The sequence below is a fragment of the Acidovorax sp. genome (genome assembly GCF_046314175.1).
In the GTDB taxonomy this organism is placed as follows: Bacteria; Pseudomonadota; Gammaproteobacteria; order Burkholderiales; family Burkholderiaceae_C; genus Acidovorax.
The window spans coordinates 1-17,428 of sequence record NZ_JBKBXG010000010.1 but is presented as its reverse complement, the minus strand read 5'-3'; the positions used below and the strand labels follow the sequence as shown (position 1 = coordinate 17,428).

Genomic DNA, 17,428 nt, shown 5'->3' with positions numbered 1-17,428 from the left:
TCAACTGGCCAAACCGAACACGGCGGGGTGTTCAGCGAAGCGCTTGGACCAATGTTCAGGCTCGGAGAAGTCCAGCACCTGCCAGCCTTTATCTTGCAGCGAGGCGGTTGTGGTGGCATCGACCGGGCTGAGGAACACCAAGGCGCGCGCGGCCTTGTACTGCGCTGCGGCGGTGACCGCGCCTTGATTGACGGGGATGTTCAGGGCGTCTGGCGTAGTGAGGCCTGCCTGATGCAGGGCAGCCAGCCAGCTCGCCTGGGGCGTGTCGTCAGTTGGTTCAGCGCCGGTGCCGACCTGACCGGCCGGTGAACTGTCATCTGAGGGGCGCAACTTGACCTGGGCGTTGGCCATAGCGACCAGCAGCTTGAGCGCCTCGGGGTTGCGGCGGTTGATGTGCTCGTGGTCAGGCTGGTTGAAGTACGAGAGCAGACACTGGTAACAGCCGGCCTCACAGATGTGGTTGCCGAGGTCATTGGTCTCTTCCAGCGCAGGCAGGTCTTCGATCCGCCAGATGCCATCGGCGGGATCTCTGTGATGCAGCAGCCGCAGCGAATTTTGTGCAACCAGAGCCAAGCTGGCGGAGTCATTGGCCAACCGGGTGAGTACGCCCGCGCCACCTTCTGCAGCCTCGTAAAAAAGCAGCGCGCGGCGTTCGTCGAGCTTGGGCAACGGCTCGGCCACGAGCTCAGACTCTTCAATCTGAAAAGTCAGCTCGACACCACGCTTGAGCGCGGCCTGCAATGTGGCCATGGCCTCTAGTGGCAGCGCATGCACCGGCGCCAGGATCAGCAAGTTGCGATGATCTTCAACGAAGGGGACGATGCGCTGGTTGGGCACCTTGTCCATGAGCGCGTCATCGTTGCCGTTGTCGTCACCGGCATCCGGTGCGTCCTGCTTGCTCCAGGTGCCCGTGATGGGGTTGATGTAGAAGCCCAGTTGTTCCTTGTCTTTGCGACGGCGCCATCCCCGGTTGATTCGCCAGATGCGCGCAGCAGGTGCATAGCTGAGCTCGGCCAGGGCCTCCTCACTCTGCAAAACATCGGCCTTCTGCTTCTGAATCTTCCCATCGGGCCCAGGCAGAAAGCGGTATGTGGTCTGTAGCTCGAAGCCTTGTCGTTGACGGTCTTCGTCGTTGATGGATATGCGTTCCACCGGCAGCGTTTCGACCGTTTCGATGCGGTAGAGCTCGCGCACCCAATCGGTTTCCGTCAGCAGCGCATCGCAGTTTTCGCAGCGGTTTACCAGCGGCTGCCCACCACCCGGCTCGCCCAGGTGGCCGTAGCCACATTGGCTGCACACCAATGATGTGATCGTTGAGAGCTGGCTGTTGCCCGAGATGTGGTCGGCATTGCCCACATTGAGCTTGGCACGCACCACACGGTACATGCGCCCCTGGTGGTAGATGAGGCTGCGCGGCCCAAACTCAGACAGGGCCAGGAACCGGGGGCGGCTGACCATGCTGCCCTCGTCGTCCTTGCCGTTGGTGGTCTGCCCGCCACGAGCAGGAATCCAGGCCATGAGGGGCAGGCGAGGGAAGTTGTAGCCCGGCAGGAAGCCCTGGCTGGCCAAGTAGCGGTAGGTGTAGAAATCGGTGTTCTGGCTGTTGCCCGACTTGAGGAGCACGGCGTACTGCCGTGCTGCGTCACCGTAGCGGCGTTGGGCGTTTTGGCGCTCCGCGTGCGACGCTGTATGGCTCTTGACGATTTGGTCGGCCATGTTCATCTGCTGCCGAGTAGCATCGAACAAGACACGCCAGCGTTCCAGGGCGCCCGAGAACTGTTGGGGAGCGCGCTCGATGACCTGCTGCACGTATTCAGCGGTGAACCAGTGGCTGCCATTCAATTCGGTCAGAAGTTGATTCACAACGCGCTGTGCGCTGTCCAAGGCGCGTTCACGCACGCCGGGTGCGTTGAAGGCGTCTTGGTAGCTCTGTTTAAGTGGCTTGCCGGGCTGGTCCAGGTCCAGCATTGGAGCGATGCTGGCGTCTAGCGGGGTTTGCGTGCTGGCCAGCCACACGGCCTGCAAGTGGCTGTCCACGAGGTCGCGGTTGGCCAGGTCCAGCGTGGGTGCACGGACCACGCCATGCACCATGTCGTTGGCATGGTGGAAGAACCATTGGTCGTGCGGACTGAGGGCCGCGCAATAGGTGACCACCAAAGCCTGCTGGCCGGAGCGGCCGGCCCGGCCGCTGCGCTGCGCGTAGTTGGCTGGGGTGGGCGGCATGTTCCGCAGATACACGGTGTTGAGCGCGGAGATGTCAACGCCCAGCTCCATGGTGGGGGAGCAGAACATGACGGGCAAGCGCTCCAAGGGAGCCTCGTGCGCGGGGTTCTGCGACCAGTCGTTGCGGTCTTTGTCGGTGTAGCGGAAGCGCTGTTCCAGCAGTTGGCGGCGCGGAGCGTCAACCTGTGCGGTGTGTTCTTGGGCCTCGAACTCGAACAGGGGGTGAGACGGCAGGCGCAGTAGATCGGCCACGCTGAGGTAAAGCTCGCGGAAGAAGGTATTGACCCGACTGTCGTCGCCAAGCGTCTGATCGCTGGTCAGGCACCAGTCCAGTGCGGCGGCGTTCAGGCGCCAGCCTGCCAATTGCGCGTCGATGGCGTGCTTTTGAACATAGCCGTAGTTGCCTGCAGCGCGCAGCAGCGCCTCGACGAGTTCAACCCACTCAGGGTCTTTCCAGCGTTTGACCTCGCCCGCGAAGAGGGTGTCTTGCCAGAAACTGGATGTCTTGACCTGCCGCAGCAAACGCGAGCGCGCGCCGCCAGTGACAAGATCGGTTCGTGGCTTGCCTTTGTACTCAGGGCGTTTGCCCAGAATCAGATAGCGGCCGGTCTCGAGCTTTTCATCGGGAGCAAAGGCCCAGCGCTCCGTGAGGTAGGTATGTCCGCTCGTGCGCGCTTTGTCGTGCTCGACAGGGTCAAGGTATCGAGTTTCAAGACACAGATGGCGGCGCAGATTGTCAAACAGCAGTTCGCTCAATCTGGTGCGGTGTGCCGGGCTGAGACCGGACAACACCTTGTTGTCCGCGAATGCACCAGCATCCGAGGAAAACTCGTCCAGACCGCGATAGCGGATGGCCAACAGTCCGAGCTGATCAAGATTGGGGTTGTTGTAGCGCCAGCCTCTGCGCAGGTCACGCAGCAGGCGATAGGCGATGATGAAGCGCAGGGTGCGCTGTGCCTCTTGACGTGCCAGGCCCATCAGCTTGGGAGAGCGCAGGTATTCCACCAGGATGCTTTGCTCCACCTGTTGGAAGCCAAGCGCTTTGAACACGGCATCAGCGAGCTGCTCTTCGTTGAGCACGCCAGCGTTGTTCTGCAGGGCACCAATCAGGCCCGAACGCAGGGTCAACAAGAAGATGAAGTCGTTGAAATGACCCGCCTGCAAGGCGGCATCCTGCCGGTTGTCGGTGAACCCCAAGAGCTTGCGCGGGTCGGGTTGGCCCGGTGACGGATCGGCCAAAGCGAAGAGCTGTTGCAGGGCGCTCAGCGCGATCACCGTGGTGGCCGACGAGCGGCCTTCACCTGACAGACTGGATAGGCGGTTGGCATCCTTGCCATGCGCCTCATGAACCGCATCACAACTTAGACAAAAGCGGAATTTGCCTGGAATGAACCAGAAATCCTCCCCTGATCCGTCGTGCCCCTGAGGGTCGGCTGCGACTCGATAGGGAATGGCTTTTCTGTAGGCGGGCTTGACTTTCGGCTCTTCGCGGCTCAGGTCCAGCCACGCCTCAGGTAGATCATCGATATGGCCACCATATCGTTGCCCGGCTTTTGTCGGGCAGAGAAACCCGTAACTTGCGTCTTCGTTGTCGTCTGCGCTGACGTCGTCGATCTCTCGGGGCAGATAGGTGAGGGGGCGTTGCCCAGACTGCCACACGGGCAGGTACTCTTGGCCGCAATCCCGGCAAAAGTGAGCGGGATACAGATGCACACCTTCGTCTTGTCGACCTGGCGCGAAGCGTTGCGCATCCAGGGTGATGTGCCGCTGACCTGAGGCCTCCAGCGTAGTGAGTACCTTGCCGGGGCCGCTGATGAATTGGTGGAGCTTGAAGGCAAAAGGCGGGCGCCCTTGGGGTGTTCGCACCTCATGGGCGGCCACCAGAAACTTTTGCAACGCCGCTCGAGCCAGCGCCACATCGCACTTGGCGTCCAGCGCTAAATTCTCGCTGGCGACCTGAAGTGTCTTGGGTTTGGCTCTTCTTGGGGGTTCGTGATCGGGTAGCTCAATGCCAAGGTTGAGCTCAACCCAGATTGACAATGGATCGCGCTGAAATGCTTCAAAGTCTGGCCATCCGAACTGCTCGCGCATGACGGCGGCTGGCAATTCTGCGGCAATCGCAGCAACGTCTTTGAGCGGGTTCGTGACGCGTTCCAGCGTTTCGCCAATCACATCGTGCTCACTGATGTGGGCGCCAAAAAGTTTGGCGGCTACCTCGGCCACGGTGCGGTTGCGATCTGCCTGGGTACCCGCGCTCGACATGGTGGCGGAGGTGCCGATACACACAAGCTTGTCAGCCTTGAGCCGTTCGCGTAGGCGACGAACGAGCAGGGCCACATCGGCTCCCTGCCGGCCTCTATAGGTGTGGAGTTCATCCAACACCAAGAACTCCAAGCCTTCGCAATGGTCCACCACCCTGCGATCCACATCATCGAAGCGGGTGAGGATGTACTCCAGCATCATGAAGTTGGTGAGCAGGATGTCTGGCGGGTTGTCCGCTATGGCATCGCGCTCAGACATTTTTTCCTGGCCTGTGTACCGTGCGACGGTGAATGGGCGTTCATCTGACCCGTAGCCATGGAGGAACTTGTCGAGTTCTTCCAGTTGACTGTTTGCCAACGCGTTCATCGGGTAGATGACGATGGCCCGTGTGCGCGCCTTACCTCCTTCTGCCTTGGCCTTGATGATGCGGTCAATGATGGGGATGAAGAAGGACAATGACTTGCCGGATCCCGTCCCGGTTGTCACGACATAACTTTGGCCTGCCTGCCCCTTGGCCAGAGCCTGCAACTGGTGGGCGTAGAGGTGAAGCGGTTGCGGATGGCCTTCGGGCTTCCCAACCTGAAAGACGTCCGCGCACGCGGGGTGCAACACACCTTCCGTGGCCAACGACTGAACGGTGCCTTTGCGCTGGTAGTTGGGATTGATCTGAACCAGTGGCTCGGGCCAATAGCGACCATCCTGGTACTGGCGCTCAACTTCCTGCTGGATGTCATCCGCAGCAATGCGAACAAAGCTGCGAGAGAAGTTGCTGTAACGGTCAACCAATTGGTTGCGAAACTGAAAAACGTCATCCACGGTTCTTCTCTCCCTTGTCTTCTTTGTGGGCGCGTGACGCGCCAAGAGCCACGGCGGCCCTGCAGAGGGTCATGGCTGTTTGTGCTGCCATTTGGCACCTCTGCCTTTGCCATTCGGTTCAATCAATCCTTCGGCCTTCATGGCGCGCAGAATCACCCGCACCATGTCGCGGCTGACGCCAGGACAGGCCTCCTCAATTTCCGAGATGGAGAAGGGCAACTGACGCTTGAGAATCTCTGCGCGGACACGGTCGCCTTTGGCTCCGCGCCCGCGTTCGATAGTGCCGACCCGTTCTTCAAACTCCTTATAGGCGCGCAACAGGGCGCCCCAGAAGTAATCTAGCCACGGGGCGATGTTGTGGGCAGCGTCGTGCCAGTGCTGCGAGCTGGCCTCCAGCGTCTCGTAATAGCTTTCTTTCGATTCCTCGAAAATCCGCTCCAGGCTGATGAAGCGGCCCACGGCGTAGTCGAAGTGGTGGAGCAGCTGCAGTGTCAACAGTCTCGCCATGCGTCCGTTGCCATCCGGGAACGGGTGGATGCAGAGGAAGTCAAGGACGACCAGCGGCACCAGCACCAGCGGGTCGGCCAGATGTTGATCCAGCGCCGTGCGGTAGCGCGCGATCATGTCGGTCATCGCCATGGGCGTCAGATGCGCGGCCACCGGCAGAAATCTGATGCGTGAACTGCCATCAGGGTGGCGCTCGATGATGTCGTTGTTGGTCGCCTTCCAGTGCCCGCCTGGTTGGGGCATGTAGCGATACAAGATGCCGTGGAGCTGCAACACGGTGCCTTCCGAGAACGGCATCTGGTCCCCGCTTTCGTGGATCAGGCTCAACGCGTCGCGGTAGCCTGCCACTTCTTGTTCGGATCGGCTCTGCGGCGCGGCGTTTTTAAGCACCAGTGACTTGAGCCGGTGCGCCGCAACCACCACGCCCTCCAAGCGGTTTGAGGACTCGGTAGACTCCACTACAGCCACCTGGCGCAGGTCGCTCAAGACTTCTGGCGACTGGGCGACATAGAGTTGCTGCTTGCCCCGGTACTCACCGAGGGCGCGCAGCGTCGCCAACTGCTGCGTATCGAAACGTAGCTTGGCGAGGTAGTCGGGCGAGAGCGAGTGCATGCAGCATCATCCAGGCAGCGAAGAATGGGGTAATGCTACAGTGAATTGGGGTATATGAGCCGCTGATTACCCCCAATAAATCAATCAATACCTCATTCTTTGAGCCTGCTGCAGCCTAGAGCGAGGCCTTCCCTTCGGGCCCTCATCCCTCCAGGGGCTGTCACAGCGCGTGTCGGCCAAAGGCCGTGAGTCGAGCGGCGGGTAAGGTGAGGTGTATCTCCCTGAAGTGGACTGCGGAGCAAGGCAGCGCGCACTTCGTTCGTCAAGAAGGAGTGAATTCCTGCGTGCTCACTGAGAAGTCAGTTCTTTGATGTCCGCAATGCGTTGCAACTGCTGCAAATACTCTGGGTGACTTTTGGCTAGCCATCGAACGACCGCGGCGTTTTCCAGCAAGGACGCCCCGATATGTGTCTTGATAATCTCCAGTTGAAGGCTTGCAGGGCCGTACCCTTCCTCAAGTAGTCGTGTATCGGCCTGCGTGGCCGCCAGTTCGCGCTCCAGACGCTGAAGGGCTTCAGTTGGCCCCCCGCGCTGTGCCTTGGAGGTCGCTTCTTCCGTCAACTGATCTGCGGGAGTCATTTGCAGCATCGCGGTTGCCAGCTTGATGGAGTAGTTGCCAAGATTGACCATGGCTTGTGCCACGTCGATCTGGCGAAAGGGCTTCATCTGCCTGAGAACACGGAACATGCCATAGGTTGCCGGTTTGTCCGCCAGCAGCGCCACGGCTTCGGTGCAAATACCATCAAGTAACCGAAACTTTTCGCGGATGGCGCCAGGGGAAACATTCAGTGCTTCTGCCAGTTGCTGTACGGAAACCCCACGCTCGGCGGCACGCACGATCATGCGATGTGCCTGCACGACGGAAAGCCGGTTCACCCGCTTGTTGTAGGTGTAGCCTTCGTCATCTGTGGAAATCAGGCACAACACGCGTTGCGCACCCAAGTCCCGCAAAGCTTCTAGCCGCATTCGGCCGTCGAGCACGATGAAAGTACCCGTCTGCTCACGGTTGAGGGCCACGACGACCGGCTCGACCAACCCTATCGCTTGAACTGAGCTGCGAATCTGCAGGTACATCACCGATTCCCTGATGCCGCCCGGCAATGGAATCGGGCAATGGATCTGATCCAGAGGAACTTCCACGCAGTCGCGTTCGAACCCCAATCGGACCTGTTTTTGCGCCATCTTCGTCATCGCCCCAGTCCTCCGCGAGGTAACAAATCGGCCAAAGGCTGCGGAACGCTGGTGAGCTTCTCGGTCTTGAGGAGTGCGCAGAATTCCTTGTTTGCAAACAGCTCCTTGAAAATCTGCCGGGCCAACAGAAGCGACTGTTGTGTGTACTCGGATTTTTTTTGAATCCGTCGGTGTATCTCCACGTCCCGCTTGTACAGCTTCGCTAGTTCTTCTGGCGTCATTGGCTTGCGAGTGGAGGCCTTGGCGAAACTGTTGTTTCCCTTCTTGCCGCTGCGGGTGCGCTGCTCCAGTATCTTGCGCACGATGGTCACCTTGCGGCCTTTGAGATCACCGCTTTCATAGGCGTCAAGCAAAAGTTGCTGTGCTTCGCTGTCGCTGGATCGGGAAATGCTGACGGCCAGGTGCAGCGGGATATGCCCGGCCTCGGCGGCAGCCAACAGGCGCTTTTCCCCACGCTCCAACAGGTTAGCCACGTTGTTGACCCAGGACGCCGTGCAGCCCAACTTGGTAGCGATTTCCGTGTCGCTGTAGCCGCGCTGTTTGAGTACCCGAACCTGTTCCATGGTCTCGACCGCTCTCGGCGTCCGCCGGGCAACGTTCTCCACGATGCTCATGACGTGGCCGGTTTCTTCATCGACATCCAGTACAAGAGCCGCAATCTCGCTCTGACCCAGCAATTTGCAGGACTCCAGTCGCCCCTGTCCACAAATTAGTGCGTAAGGCAGATCACCTTGACCGGGGTGGATGCGGCGGACTGTGATCGGCCGCTTTAGCCCGACTTGCTCAATGCTTTCCGTGATGGTCTTGTGAATTTTCGGATTGCGTACGCGCGGGTTTGCGATGGTGATCTCGGCGATGCGGATCATCTCGATGCGCGGCGGTGCTTTGGTCATGCGGCCTCCGACAGGGGCATCCGCCCCGCCAACTGGTAAAAGCTGTCTAAGGAATCGGTGCGATAGGCGTCCAGCGTGAAGCCGTTGTCTTCCAGGATCGGCAGTGTTTCAGCGGAGAAGTCGATCGCGGGCAATACGTAGTAGTCGTGAGCACGCTGATTCGAGGGATCCATGCGCGCTACCACCGTGATATCTGGGTGAAGGCTTGCGTCGAACCGAATGTGCCAGCGGTAGGCTCCTGCTGGCGTCGGTTTGCACCGTGCAATGACCAGTGACGTCGTGAACTCCCCGTTGACTGTGAGCAAGTCGGTAGTCTCGTTTCTGACAGTCCAGCCGCCAGACTGTTGGATACCAAAGGCCATTTCGTCTATCAGTTCAGGGTGGCGCCTCCGCAACGCGCGGTTGATCTCCAGGTAAGCGTAGTCGCGCCGAGGGGTGTAGCCGATGAGGCTGTAAGCGCGGAGCAGACTGCCGAATCGACTTCGATATGCGGAACTGGACGGCGCATCATCGTCCTCGTCGATCAGGATGCCGGAGAGTGCACCGTGCCGCTCAAGCGTTTGCCGCAGCATGCCAAGCATCTGTCCGTCGTCCAAATGGTGCGAACGAGCCGCGATGATGGCCTGCACCTGCATGAACAGAGTGACGGAAACAATCGCCTCGAATGCGCCTTCCCGACGAACCCACTGCTCCGGCGGGTTGCGAACGTGCTGAACCTTCAACTTGAAAGAGGTGCGGTTATAGACGTTGTTGCCGATGTACTTTTCGTTCGTGAGGATTTGATGAATGGTGCCGCGTGTCCACGGCGTGCCCATGTCGGAAACCAGTCCTTCCCGATTCAAAACAGTGGCGATCACGCGTTCCGGCATACCGTCCTCGAGAAACATCTGGTAGATGCGGTGCACCAACGCGACTTCCTCTGGCGGACCTGGCACAAGGATGACGCGGTCCGTCTGAATGCTCTTTCTCTCGCCGCGGGAAAGCAGGCCCTTCACTTTCAGCTGTTCGTCGATGAGTTGGCGACGCAGGCCGAAGCCCGGCGTTCCACCTTGTCGAAAGCCATGCCTGACGATATTGCACGCCCCATGAAACACCTTGACGCCAAGTTCTCGCACGTATTCGGCGGCCATGCTGCGTTTGAGGCCGACAAGAACGGTGGATGAAATGGAGCCATCATTGTTGAATGGCTCGGCGCAGTAAATCACCTGAATGCCGTGGCTTTTGCACGTGTGCGCGTAGGCCGCCGCTTCGTCTGGGTCGGGAAATCGTCCCCACCGGCTGACGTCGTAAACAAGAACTGCCCGAAAGCCTGGCAATGGCTGCTGTACATCATGAAGCAACGCCTGAAGGCCACGACGACCTTTGAGGTTCAGACCGCTCTTCCCGGCGTCCTCATAGGTCTTGATGATTTGCATGCCGTGCAGGCTTGCGTATTCAGAGATTGCTGCGGCTTGGTTCTCGGTGGAATACTTCTGGTGCTCCGTGGACATGCGAACGTACTGGGCCACCGGTATCTCGGCTTCCCTAAAAAGTCCGTCAGATGTCTCTCCGTCTTGATGACGCACCCAGTTACTCCATCTTTTTGATGCATACGGTTGCATCGGTCAGACTAGTTGGAGTGTGTGACAAATCCATGAAGTTTGGCCCGCCTTGCCAGAAAATGGTACGTGCCGGAGTCCGTGTGGCAGACAAGACATGGAGTCTGAGTTGGTCCTCCGCAAGCTTCCTGATTTGCAGCTTCTTAGGGAGGGATGCAGAAGCGTAGACTCGGCACCATCAAGTTGGCGAAAAAGACGCCACGCTCAAGCCAAAGTCAGGGGCATATTTGGGGGCGGAACCGGGGCAGAGGCGGGTATTCAGGGGGCATCTCCCTGGGACAGAGGGTCGATCGAGGCCCCTGAAAACCCCCTGATACCCTCCGTTTCCGGTTCGAGCCCCATCAGCCACCCCAAATAAGAAAAAGCCTTGCAACGCTCTGCGTTACAAGGCTTTTTTGCTTTTGGCAGCCAGAGCTGGTTTTGGCGCGATGGCACACCGCATACTGCGTGCTCTACCTTTCAGGAGCTTCTGATGAGCCTTGTGATTCGCGACCCGTCGCCCAGTGAAAAGCGTGGCAACGCCATGTCCGCAGCACTTGCCAAAGAGCAACTGGAGTACGCCATCCAGATCGTGCAGGAAGTGCTTCCTAAAAGCGCGGGCGATGGCGCTCTAATCGGTGCCGTGATGCAATCGATTGCAATGAACTACGCAGCGGTTCCCCAGCCCAACAGATAGCAATGGCAAGCAGAGCGCGTGTTGAAAGCGCACTGGCAAGTCTATGCACGCAGCCTCGCAGGTAGCGGTCGTAGATAGATAGGAATTCGATGGAGAAAAGCGGGCGATGCACTGCACTGTGCATGGCCTGCCCGGAGGGACTCGAACCCCCGACCTATAGCTTAGAAGGCTATTGCTCTATCCAGTTGAGCTACGGGCAGATGGGCTTTGGGCTGCGGGGCCTACTCACCGTGCGGAAGTCTCCGCGACTGCGTCAAACGCAGAGGCTGGATCATACCTGCCTGTAGCGCCGATCCGCCGTCCGTCTGCGTGATTTTGCGGAGGCAAGGGTGTTGAGGTTATAAGGGGAGCGCACCCAGCGTATCTCCACCCACTGCCCCTCATGCCACACAGTGTCAACCTTATCCACACCATCGCTGCCGCGCTGGGGTTGGCGCTTGCGCTTGGTTTTGTTGCAACCCGGTTGCGGCTGCCGGCGCTGGTGGGCTATTTGTTGGCGGGAGTGGTGCTAGGGCCGTTCACGCCGGGGTTTGTTGCCGACGCGGCCATGGCAAGCCAGCTGGCCGAAATTGGCGTGATGTTGTTGATGTTCGGCGTCGGCCTGCATTTCTCGCTGGGCGACTTGCTTGCGGTGCGCAAGATCGCGGTGCCTGGCGCCGTCGTGCAGATGATGGTCGCCACCGCACTGGGCATGGCATTGGCCACCTGGTGGGGCTGGGGGCTTGGCGGCGCGCTGGTGTTCGGACTGGCGCTTTCTGTTGCAAGCACCGTGGTGCTGCTGCGCGCGTTGGAGACGCTGGGCATTCTGGATACGCACACCGGCCGCATTGCCGTCGGGTGGCTGGTGGTGGAAGACCTGGCCATGGTGCTGGTTCTGGTGCTGCTGCCCCCGCTGGCAGGCTGGTTGGGGGGCTCCACCGCAGAAGTGGATGGCGCCACGCTGTGGCAGACCTTGGGATGGACGCTGCTTCAGGTCGGCGGTTTTGTGGCGCTGATGCTGCTGGTGGGGCGGCGGTTGTTTCCCTGGGTGCTTTGGCAGGTGGCACGGACAGGGTCGCGGGAGTTGTTTACCTTGTGTGTCGTGGCGGCGGCGGTGGGCATAGCGTTCGGGTCGGCCGCGTTGTTTGGCGTTTCGTTTGCCCTGGGTGCGTTTTTTGCGGGGATGGTGATGCGGGAGTCAGAGTTCAGCCACCGCGCCGCGCAGGAGTCTTTACCGCTGCGAGATGCTTTTGCAGTGCTTTTCTTCGTGTCGGTGGGCATGTTGTTCAACCCCGCCGTGTTGTGGGACCGCCCGCTTCAAGTGCTTGCTGTGGTGGCGATCATCATGGTGGGCAAGACGCTGGCTGCGGCCGCGCTCGTGCTCGCGTTTCGCTACCCGCTCAATACGGCACTGACGGTGTCTGCGAGCCTGGCGCAGATTGGCGAGTTCTCGTTCATCCTGGTGGCGTTGGGCTCGTCGCTTGGGTTGCTGCCGCCCGAAGGGGCGAGCCTGGTGCTGGCGGGGGCGCTGTTCTCCATGGCGCTCAATCCCTTGCTCTTTCATGCCATCGCGCCGCTTCAAGCGTGGTTGCTTGTACGGTCCGCGTTGGCTCGCAGGCTGGAGCAGCGCGATGACCCGCTGGCAGAGTTGCCAATGAGCACGGATTCGCGCTACTTGGCAAGGCAAGTCGTGCTTGTGGGTTACGGCAGGGTGGGGCGTCGGGTGGCGGGCGCGCTGGCTGCCAGTGATATACCTTTTGTGGTGGCTGAACAGAACCGGGAGCTGGTGGAGTCGTTACGCGCTTCGGGGATAGCGGCTGTGTTCGGCGATGCCACCGACCCCGCGGTCCTGATTCAGGCCCACATCGCCCGGGCCGCCATGCTGGTGATTGCCACTCCGGACACGCTGAACGTGCGGCAGATCATCGACACTGCACGCACCTTGAACCCGGCGATTGAGACCGTGGTGCGCAGCCAGAGCGACGAAGAGGCCCGCCGATTGACGCAGGAGTGGGGCAGCACCGTGTTCGTAGCCGATGACGCGCTGGCGCAGGCGATATCCCTGCACATTCTGGAGCGCACGGAAGCGCGCCGGGCGCGGCATACCGCACCCGCTCCGTTGCATGAGCGGGGCTGAAATATGTATAAAAATGGCCTCTAGCGCTTGATGGATAAGCGCTGGTAGCTATTATTTTTATAGTTTTTGTGGCTGGCTTGGCCCACTCAATGCTCCCGCTCTCCTGCATATGTGCGTGCGTTGTCTGCGGTCAGTTTCTCTATGTTGGGCGTGTGCCAGTGCCGCAAGTCGATCATGCATGCGAGCGCCGCAGCAGTCTAAGGAGCATGGGCCCGTCAGTAAGCGCAGCAACGCGCCTGTGATGGGGCGTGCAGCTGGCCGTTATTCGTTTTCTTCAAACACCAGTGATGGCGTGGACATGACGCGTGCTGTGTGGCCCAGGTCTTCGATCAGCCGGTTGGCAAAGTAGCTGTTTTGTGTATCTGGCTCCAGGGCGGCCACAGCCAAGTTGGCGCGCGGCTGGTTCAGCGGCACATAAAAGCTCCCTGCGGGCACGTCGATGGCACTGCGGACAGGCGCTACCTGCACGCGCACGATGCCGGTTCCCCCGGCGATGGTGCCGATCACATCCTGCCGGTCGCCGGACTCACGCGCGGTTTCGCGGTAGGTGTCTGCCAGCACCGACCCGGACTCGGCAATGCGCAGCACCTGCAGGCCGAGCAGCTTGAGGCGCTCAACCGCCGCTGTCGAGCTGGCCGCTAGCCAATAGCCACAAGGCCTGGCGCGCGTCTTGGTAGACCGCAGCGTCAACGACGAATTCCAGTCCACCCGGATCTGTTTGTCTGCGCCGGTTTCAGGGTCGAGAAAGTCGAGATCCCGCTGCGTGGGCGTAGCGGCCGCTTCGATCACGACCTGGTCGCGGCAGGCCTGGGCGCTGATGTCGCGCACCACAAAAGACCGCACTTGCTCCAGGTTGTTTGCCCGGTCTGCCGTGCTGCGCAAGGCGCTGGTGATGGCGGTGACCTGGGCGTGCACGCGGCGCTGGATATGCATGCGGCCGATACCTACGCCGCGTGTTTCGATCAGCAGGCTGACCGTGTTCTTGAGGCCATTCACATTGCGCCCCGTGTCGGGCTGCGTGCCGCCCATCGAAATGCGTTTGTCGTCCGGGTTGGTCGAGGTGGTGTAGTACCACTCACTTGTCAGGCCCTGCGCCTTGAGCGCTGCCACCATGGGTTGGTGGTACCACTCTTGCGACGCCTTGGTCAGAAACTCGGGGTAATTGGCAGTGGTTGTGTATTGCAGCAGCGCGTCGTACCGCTGGATGGCGTTGAACTTCTGCAGGTAGCGGCCGACTGCTGTGTATTCGTGTGCGTCTACGACCAGGATGGGGCGGTAGTCGTTGATCACCTGGGCCAGTGCGCGTGCCTCGGGCGTGTTCAGCAGCAGATGGTCTCGGTTCATGTCCACGCCATTGGCGGTGACCCGGGTGCTGGCGGCTGCGCCATCGGGATTGGCGCGGGGCACCACGATGACGTTGATGCGGTCCAGCAGCGGCTCCAGCAGGCCTTGGGTCAGCTCCCGGCTGACGACCAGCAGCGCCTCGCCGCCTGCGGGCTCGTCGCCATGTTGTTGGCCGATCAAAACAACGGTGGGGCGGCCGCTGGATTCAACCGTTGCGGTGTCGGTGTTGACTGCACGCGTTGCCAGGATGCCCAGGATGGGCTCGCCGCGCTGTGACATGCCCAGATTCAGCAGCTTGGTGCGCGTCGCTCCCGAAGGGGCGGAGTCGGTGAGCGAGCGCAACCACTGGCCCACCTCGGCATTGGTGGTAAACGCCCGGCGGTCGCGGGCCAGGCCGGGAGTGCTGTATGCCATCGATGGGTCGGGGAACCGGGCCGCCACGGCGTCGCCATAGGGCGGCGCCATCGGGCCTTCGTTTTGCACCAGCAGTGGTGCGGGTGGCGGCAGGGGGCTGGCGATGACGGCGGGTTGCTGCGGCTGCTGGCCTAGAGGCGCTGGTACCACCGTGCCCGGTTGCGCCCGTGGCACCGGTGCCGGTGCCACGGGCCGCTGGGCTGTCTGCGGGGAGGGCCATGGGGGCAGCGGCGTACTGGAACAGGCCGTCAGCAATATGGCAGCTAACACCGCCGAGGCTTTCCACGGCATCAATCGCACTGGGTTTTGCTTGGCTGAAGGTGGAGAAGAGTCTGACGACCCACGGTTTGCAAAGAGGTGCATGGTCATGGTGGTTGGTGCCGATGGGTGCCACGCAGGGCGGCGTTTGTTACGGTGATGTTACCTGCGTGCACCCGGTTTGCAGTGTCAGCGTACATCCCGTTGCAAAGGGGATCTTGACAGGGGAAACCCGTTCGATATTCAAAGAACTGAGGGATTTTGCGATGGAGCCATTGCGGCCGCGGCCCCAGCGCTTGGCACGGCCGATGCCTGCATTTTTACGCGCAGCAGGGCCCGCACAAAGCCGTGGTCCGATCGAGTCCGGTCCCTTCCTTCGTGCAGGTGATCATTGAAGTAATCCACCCGGCGCACATCGCCAATGCTGTTGCGCCCATTGGGCAGGAACTCCTCGCTCACAAGGATCTGGTCCAGCACATATGGCGCCCCCTGGTGTATGTGCGAATACGCTACGTCCTTTTTGAGCGCGGCTTCCCCTTGCAGGTCGTAGGCGTTGAACAGCGCCACATCACGTGCCGACCGGTCGTAGGCGACCTCGGTGGTGGCGCAGATGAGCTGGGTGGTTACGCTGTCGGGCGTATCGTTGAAGTCGCCCAGCACCACCAGCGGCACGCTGGTGCGGTGCAGCAGGTCTATGACCAGGCAGCGCAGCGCCATGGCCTCGGCGCCCCGCATGACCAACGAGCGCAGCGACGCCAGTGCCATCACCTTGCGGTCGTCCCGATCCTCGGTGGGTTGTCCCTGGGCATCTTGCAGAAACTTTGGACGTTTGGATTTGAGGTGCGCCGTCAGCACGTTCAGGGTCTGCCCGTGTTTCATCCGCACGGTGGCCACCAGCGGGGGGCGCTCAAAACGGGTGTGCAGACCCATGCCCGGCACGTCCACCTGAAACCCAGGCGGGAACTCGGCAAAGGAATGTAGCGCGTCCACCTTCAGACGCGTGGCAAAACCCACGCGGGGAGTGCCTTGTGCGCCGCTGTGGTTTAAGTCGTTCTCTGCGCCCGGGACGGCTACAAAGTCATAGCGCAGGCCGCTGCGGCCCAACGCGCCCTTGAAAGCAGCCTCGTCCCATACCTCCTGAACCGCCAGAATGTCGGCATTGAGCATGCGAAAACGATCGCCCAGCCAGGTGATCTTGCGATCAAACTCCGTCTGGCTGTAGGCATCCTGGTTGGGATAGAACATGCGTCCGGGGTTTGCCAGATTGAGCACGTTGCAGGTGGCAACCATCAAGGTGGCCAGGGGCTGGGGCAAATCGTTGGGACGCATGGGCAAGCTGCATTGGCACAAAAATGCTGCAGGCCCTGAAATCAACCGGCGTGATTCGGAGAATCAGACCGTGGGCTGCAGCGCTAGACCAGACAGCACATGCAGGCCAGCCGGACCAGACTGTACGGCATGGACCAGCGCGCGGCCTACGTCCGCACCGGGGCGCGCGCGGTAGTTGGCGGGAAGGACCGGATTCAGCCATTTGAACAGCTGAATTGACAGAGATTCGCCAGCGCGCGGAGCCTGTTGTAGCGCGCGGCGATCACCAATGAGAAGGGAGGGGCGCGCGATCACCAGTGTGGCAAAGCCCAAACCTCGAAGATCTCGCTCCACCTCGCCTTTGACGCGGTTGTAGAAGATGCGTGAGTGCGCATTGGCGCCCATGGCGCTGACCACGCCGCACCGCGTGGCCCCCGCAGCGCGCGCTGCCCGCGCCGTTGCCATGACGGCGTCGTAGTCCACTGCCCGAAATGCGCTCTGGCTGCCTGCGACCGCGATGGTGGTTCCCAGTGCAATGTAGACATCATCGACAGGCGGGAGTGTTGGCATGGACGCAAAGTCCACTGCGTGCAGTTGCAGCCGAGGGTCTGTCAATGGGGGCGCACGTCGGCCCCTTGCATGCAACACATGTACCGTGACTGACCCAAGGGCGCTGCCACCTTTCGCTGAAGCACGGGAAGAGAGCGGCGTGGCGCCACTCCCTTGGCCTCGGGTCTCAGCGGTTAAAAGAGCCGCGAGGACCGCCTGGCCCACGAGGCCCGTTGCCCCGGCCACCACCGCCACCCGCTGCGCCTGATCCGCCGCCATAGCCGCCACCTCCACTGTTACCACCGCGATAACCGCCACCGCCGCGGCGACCGCCGCCGCCCATGCTGTCTACACTGGTGCGCATAGGGTCGGGCTGGCCACCCGCGCCGCCGCCGGCATGGCCGGAGCTGCGGTGACCCGGACCCGCGTGGCCCATGTGCGTGCCCAGATGGGCATTTGCGCGCGGAGGTTGCGAGTCGTCGTAACGGTTGCCGCCACCGCCGCCTTCGTAGCCGCCACCACCACCGCCGCCCGAGCGGCCGCGTGCAGGCGCCTGGCCACCGGCGCGTGCGCCGCCGCCCTGGCCACCACCGTTTCCGCCGGCACGGCCGCCGCGCGGCCCATTGCCTGCGCCAGCGGCCCCGCCACCGGCCCGGCCACC

At 61.3% G+C, this 17,428-nt stretch carries 10 protein-coding genes, 1 tRNA gene and 1 pseudogene; 2 read left to right on the top strand and 10 right to left on the bottom strand.

Annotated features, from left to right (window positions below):
* From ACK4OE_RS04310 to ACK4OE_RS04290, 5 genes are all read right to left on the bottom strand, one after another.
* Entirely contained in the window at positions 1 to 5,301 is a 5,301-nt protein-coding gene (locus tag ACK4OE_RS04310) for a DEAD/DEAH box helicase (RefSeq protein ID WP_409883285.1), read from the bottom strand.
* Between the two features lie 69 nt (positions 5,302 to 5,370).
* Positions 5,371 to 6,420 (bottom strand): Fic family protein, encoded by a 1,050-nt coding sequence (locus tag ACK4OE_RS04305; RefSeq protein WP_409883284.1) that lies wholly within the window; start codon positions 6,418 to 6,420, stop codon positions 5,371 to 5,373.
* 288 nt (positions 6,421 to 6,708) lie between these two features.
* On the bottom strand, positions 6,709 to 7,611 hold the full coding sequence (locus tag ACK4OE_RS04300; protein WP_409883283.1) for a plasmid partitioning protein RepB C-terminal domain-containing protein: 903 nt from the start codon (positions 7,609 to 7,611) through the stop codon (positions 6,709 to 6,711).
* Positions 7,608 to 8,504, bottom strand: a complete 897-nt coding sequence (locus ACK4OE_RS04295; RefSeq protein WP_409883282.1) for a plasmid partitioning protein RepB C-terminal domain-containing protein — start codon at positions 8,502 to 8,504, stop codon at positions 7,608 to 7,610. Before ACK4OE_RS04295 ends, ACK4OE_RS04300 begins: the two co-directional genes overlap by 4 nt.
* Complete coding sequence (locus ACK4OE_RS04290) at positions 8,501 to 10,105, bottom strand: recombinase family protein (RefSeq protein WP_409883281.1); 1,605 nt, start codon at positions 10,103 to 10,105, stop codon at positions 8,501 to 8,503. Before ACK4OE_RS04290 ends, ACK4OE_RS04295 begins: the two co-directional genes overlap by 4 nt.
* A gap of 469 nt (positions 10,106 to 10,574) precedes the next feature.
* On the opposite strand from ACK4OE_RS04290, the gene ACK4OE_RS04285 reads away from it, so the two are divergent.
* Positions 10,575 to 10,778, top strand: a complete 204-nt coding sequence (locus tag ACK4OE_RS04285) for a hypothetical protein (RefSeq protein WP_409883280.1) — start codon at positions 10,575 to 10,577, stop codon at positions 10,776 to 10,778.
* Positions 10,779 to 10,901: 123 nt separating this feature from the next.
* Here the strand turns inward: ACK4OE_RS04285 and ACK4OE_RS04280 are convergent.
* Positions 10,902 to 10,978 (bottom strand) — tRNA-Arg (locus tag ACK4OE_RS04280).
* A 182-nt stretch (positions 10,979 to 11,160) separates the two neighbouring features.
* Between ACK4OE_RS04280 and ybaL the strand changes: the two genes are divergently transcribed.
* Positions 11,161 to 12,894, top strand: coding sequence for a YbaL family putative K(+) efflux transporter (gene ybaL / locus ACK4OE_RS04275; RefSeq protein ID WP_409883279.1), 1,734 nt, complete (start codon positions 11,161 to 11,163; stop codon positions 12,892 to 12,894).
* A 261-nt stretch (positions 12,895 to 13,155) separates the two neighbouring features.
* Here the strand turns inward: ybaL and ACK4OE_RS04270 are convergent, their stop codons facing one another.
* The 4 genes and pseudogenes from ACK4OE_RS04270 to ACK4OE_RS04255 all read right to left on the bottom strand — a co-directional run.
* Positions 13,156 to 14,943: a M14 family zinc carboxypeptidase gene (locus ACK4OE_RS04270; protein WP_409883278.1), complete on the bottom strand. Its 1,788-nt coding sequence runs from the start codon at positions 14,941 to 14,943 to the stop codon at positions 13,156 to 13,158.
* A gap of 210 nt (positions 14,944 to 15,153) precedes the next feature.
* A complete protein-coding gene (locus tag ACK4OE_RS04265) occupies positions 15,154 to 16,239 on the bottom strand; it encodes an endonuclease/exonuclease/phosphatase family protein (protein ID WP_409883277.1) in 1,086 nt (361 codons plus the stop codon).
* 63 nt (positions 16,240 to 16,302) lie between these two features.
* Positions 16,303 to 16,788, bottom strand: a complete 486-nt coding sequence (locus tag ACK4OE_RS04260) for a nucleoside-diphosphate sugar epimerase (protein ID WP_409883276.1) — start codon at positions 16,786 to 16,788, stop codon at positions 16,303 to 16,305.
* 166 nt (positions 16,789 to 16,954) lie between these two features.
* A pseudogene (locus tag ACK4OE_RS04255) lies at positions 16,955 to 17,428 on the bottom strand (RNA helicase); the annotation flags it as partial.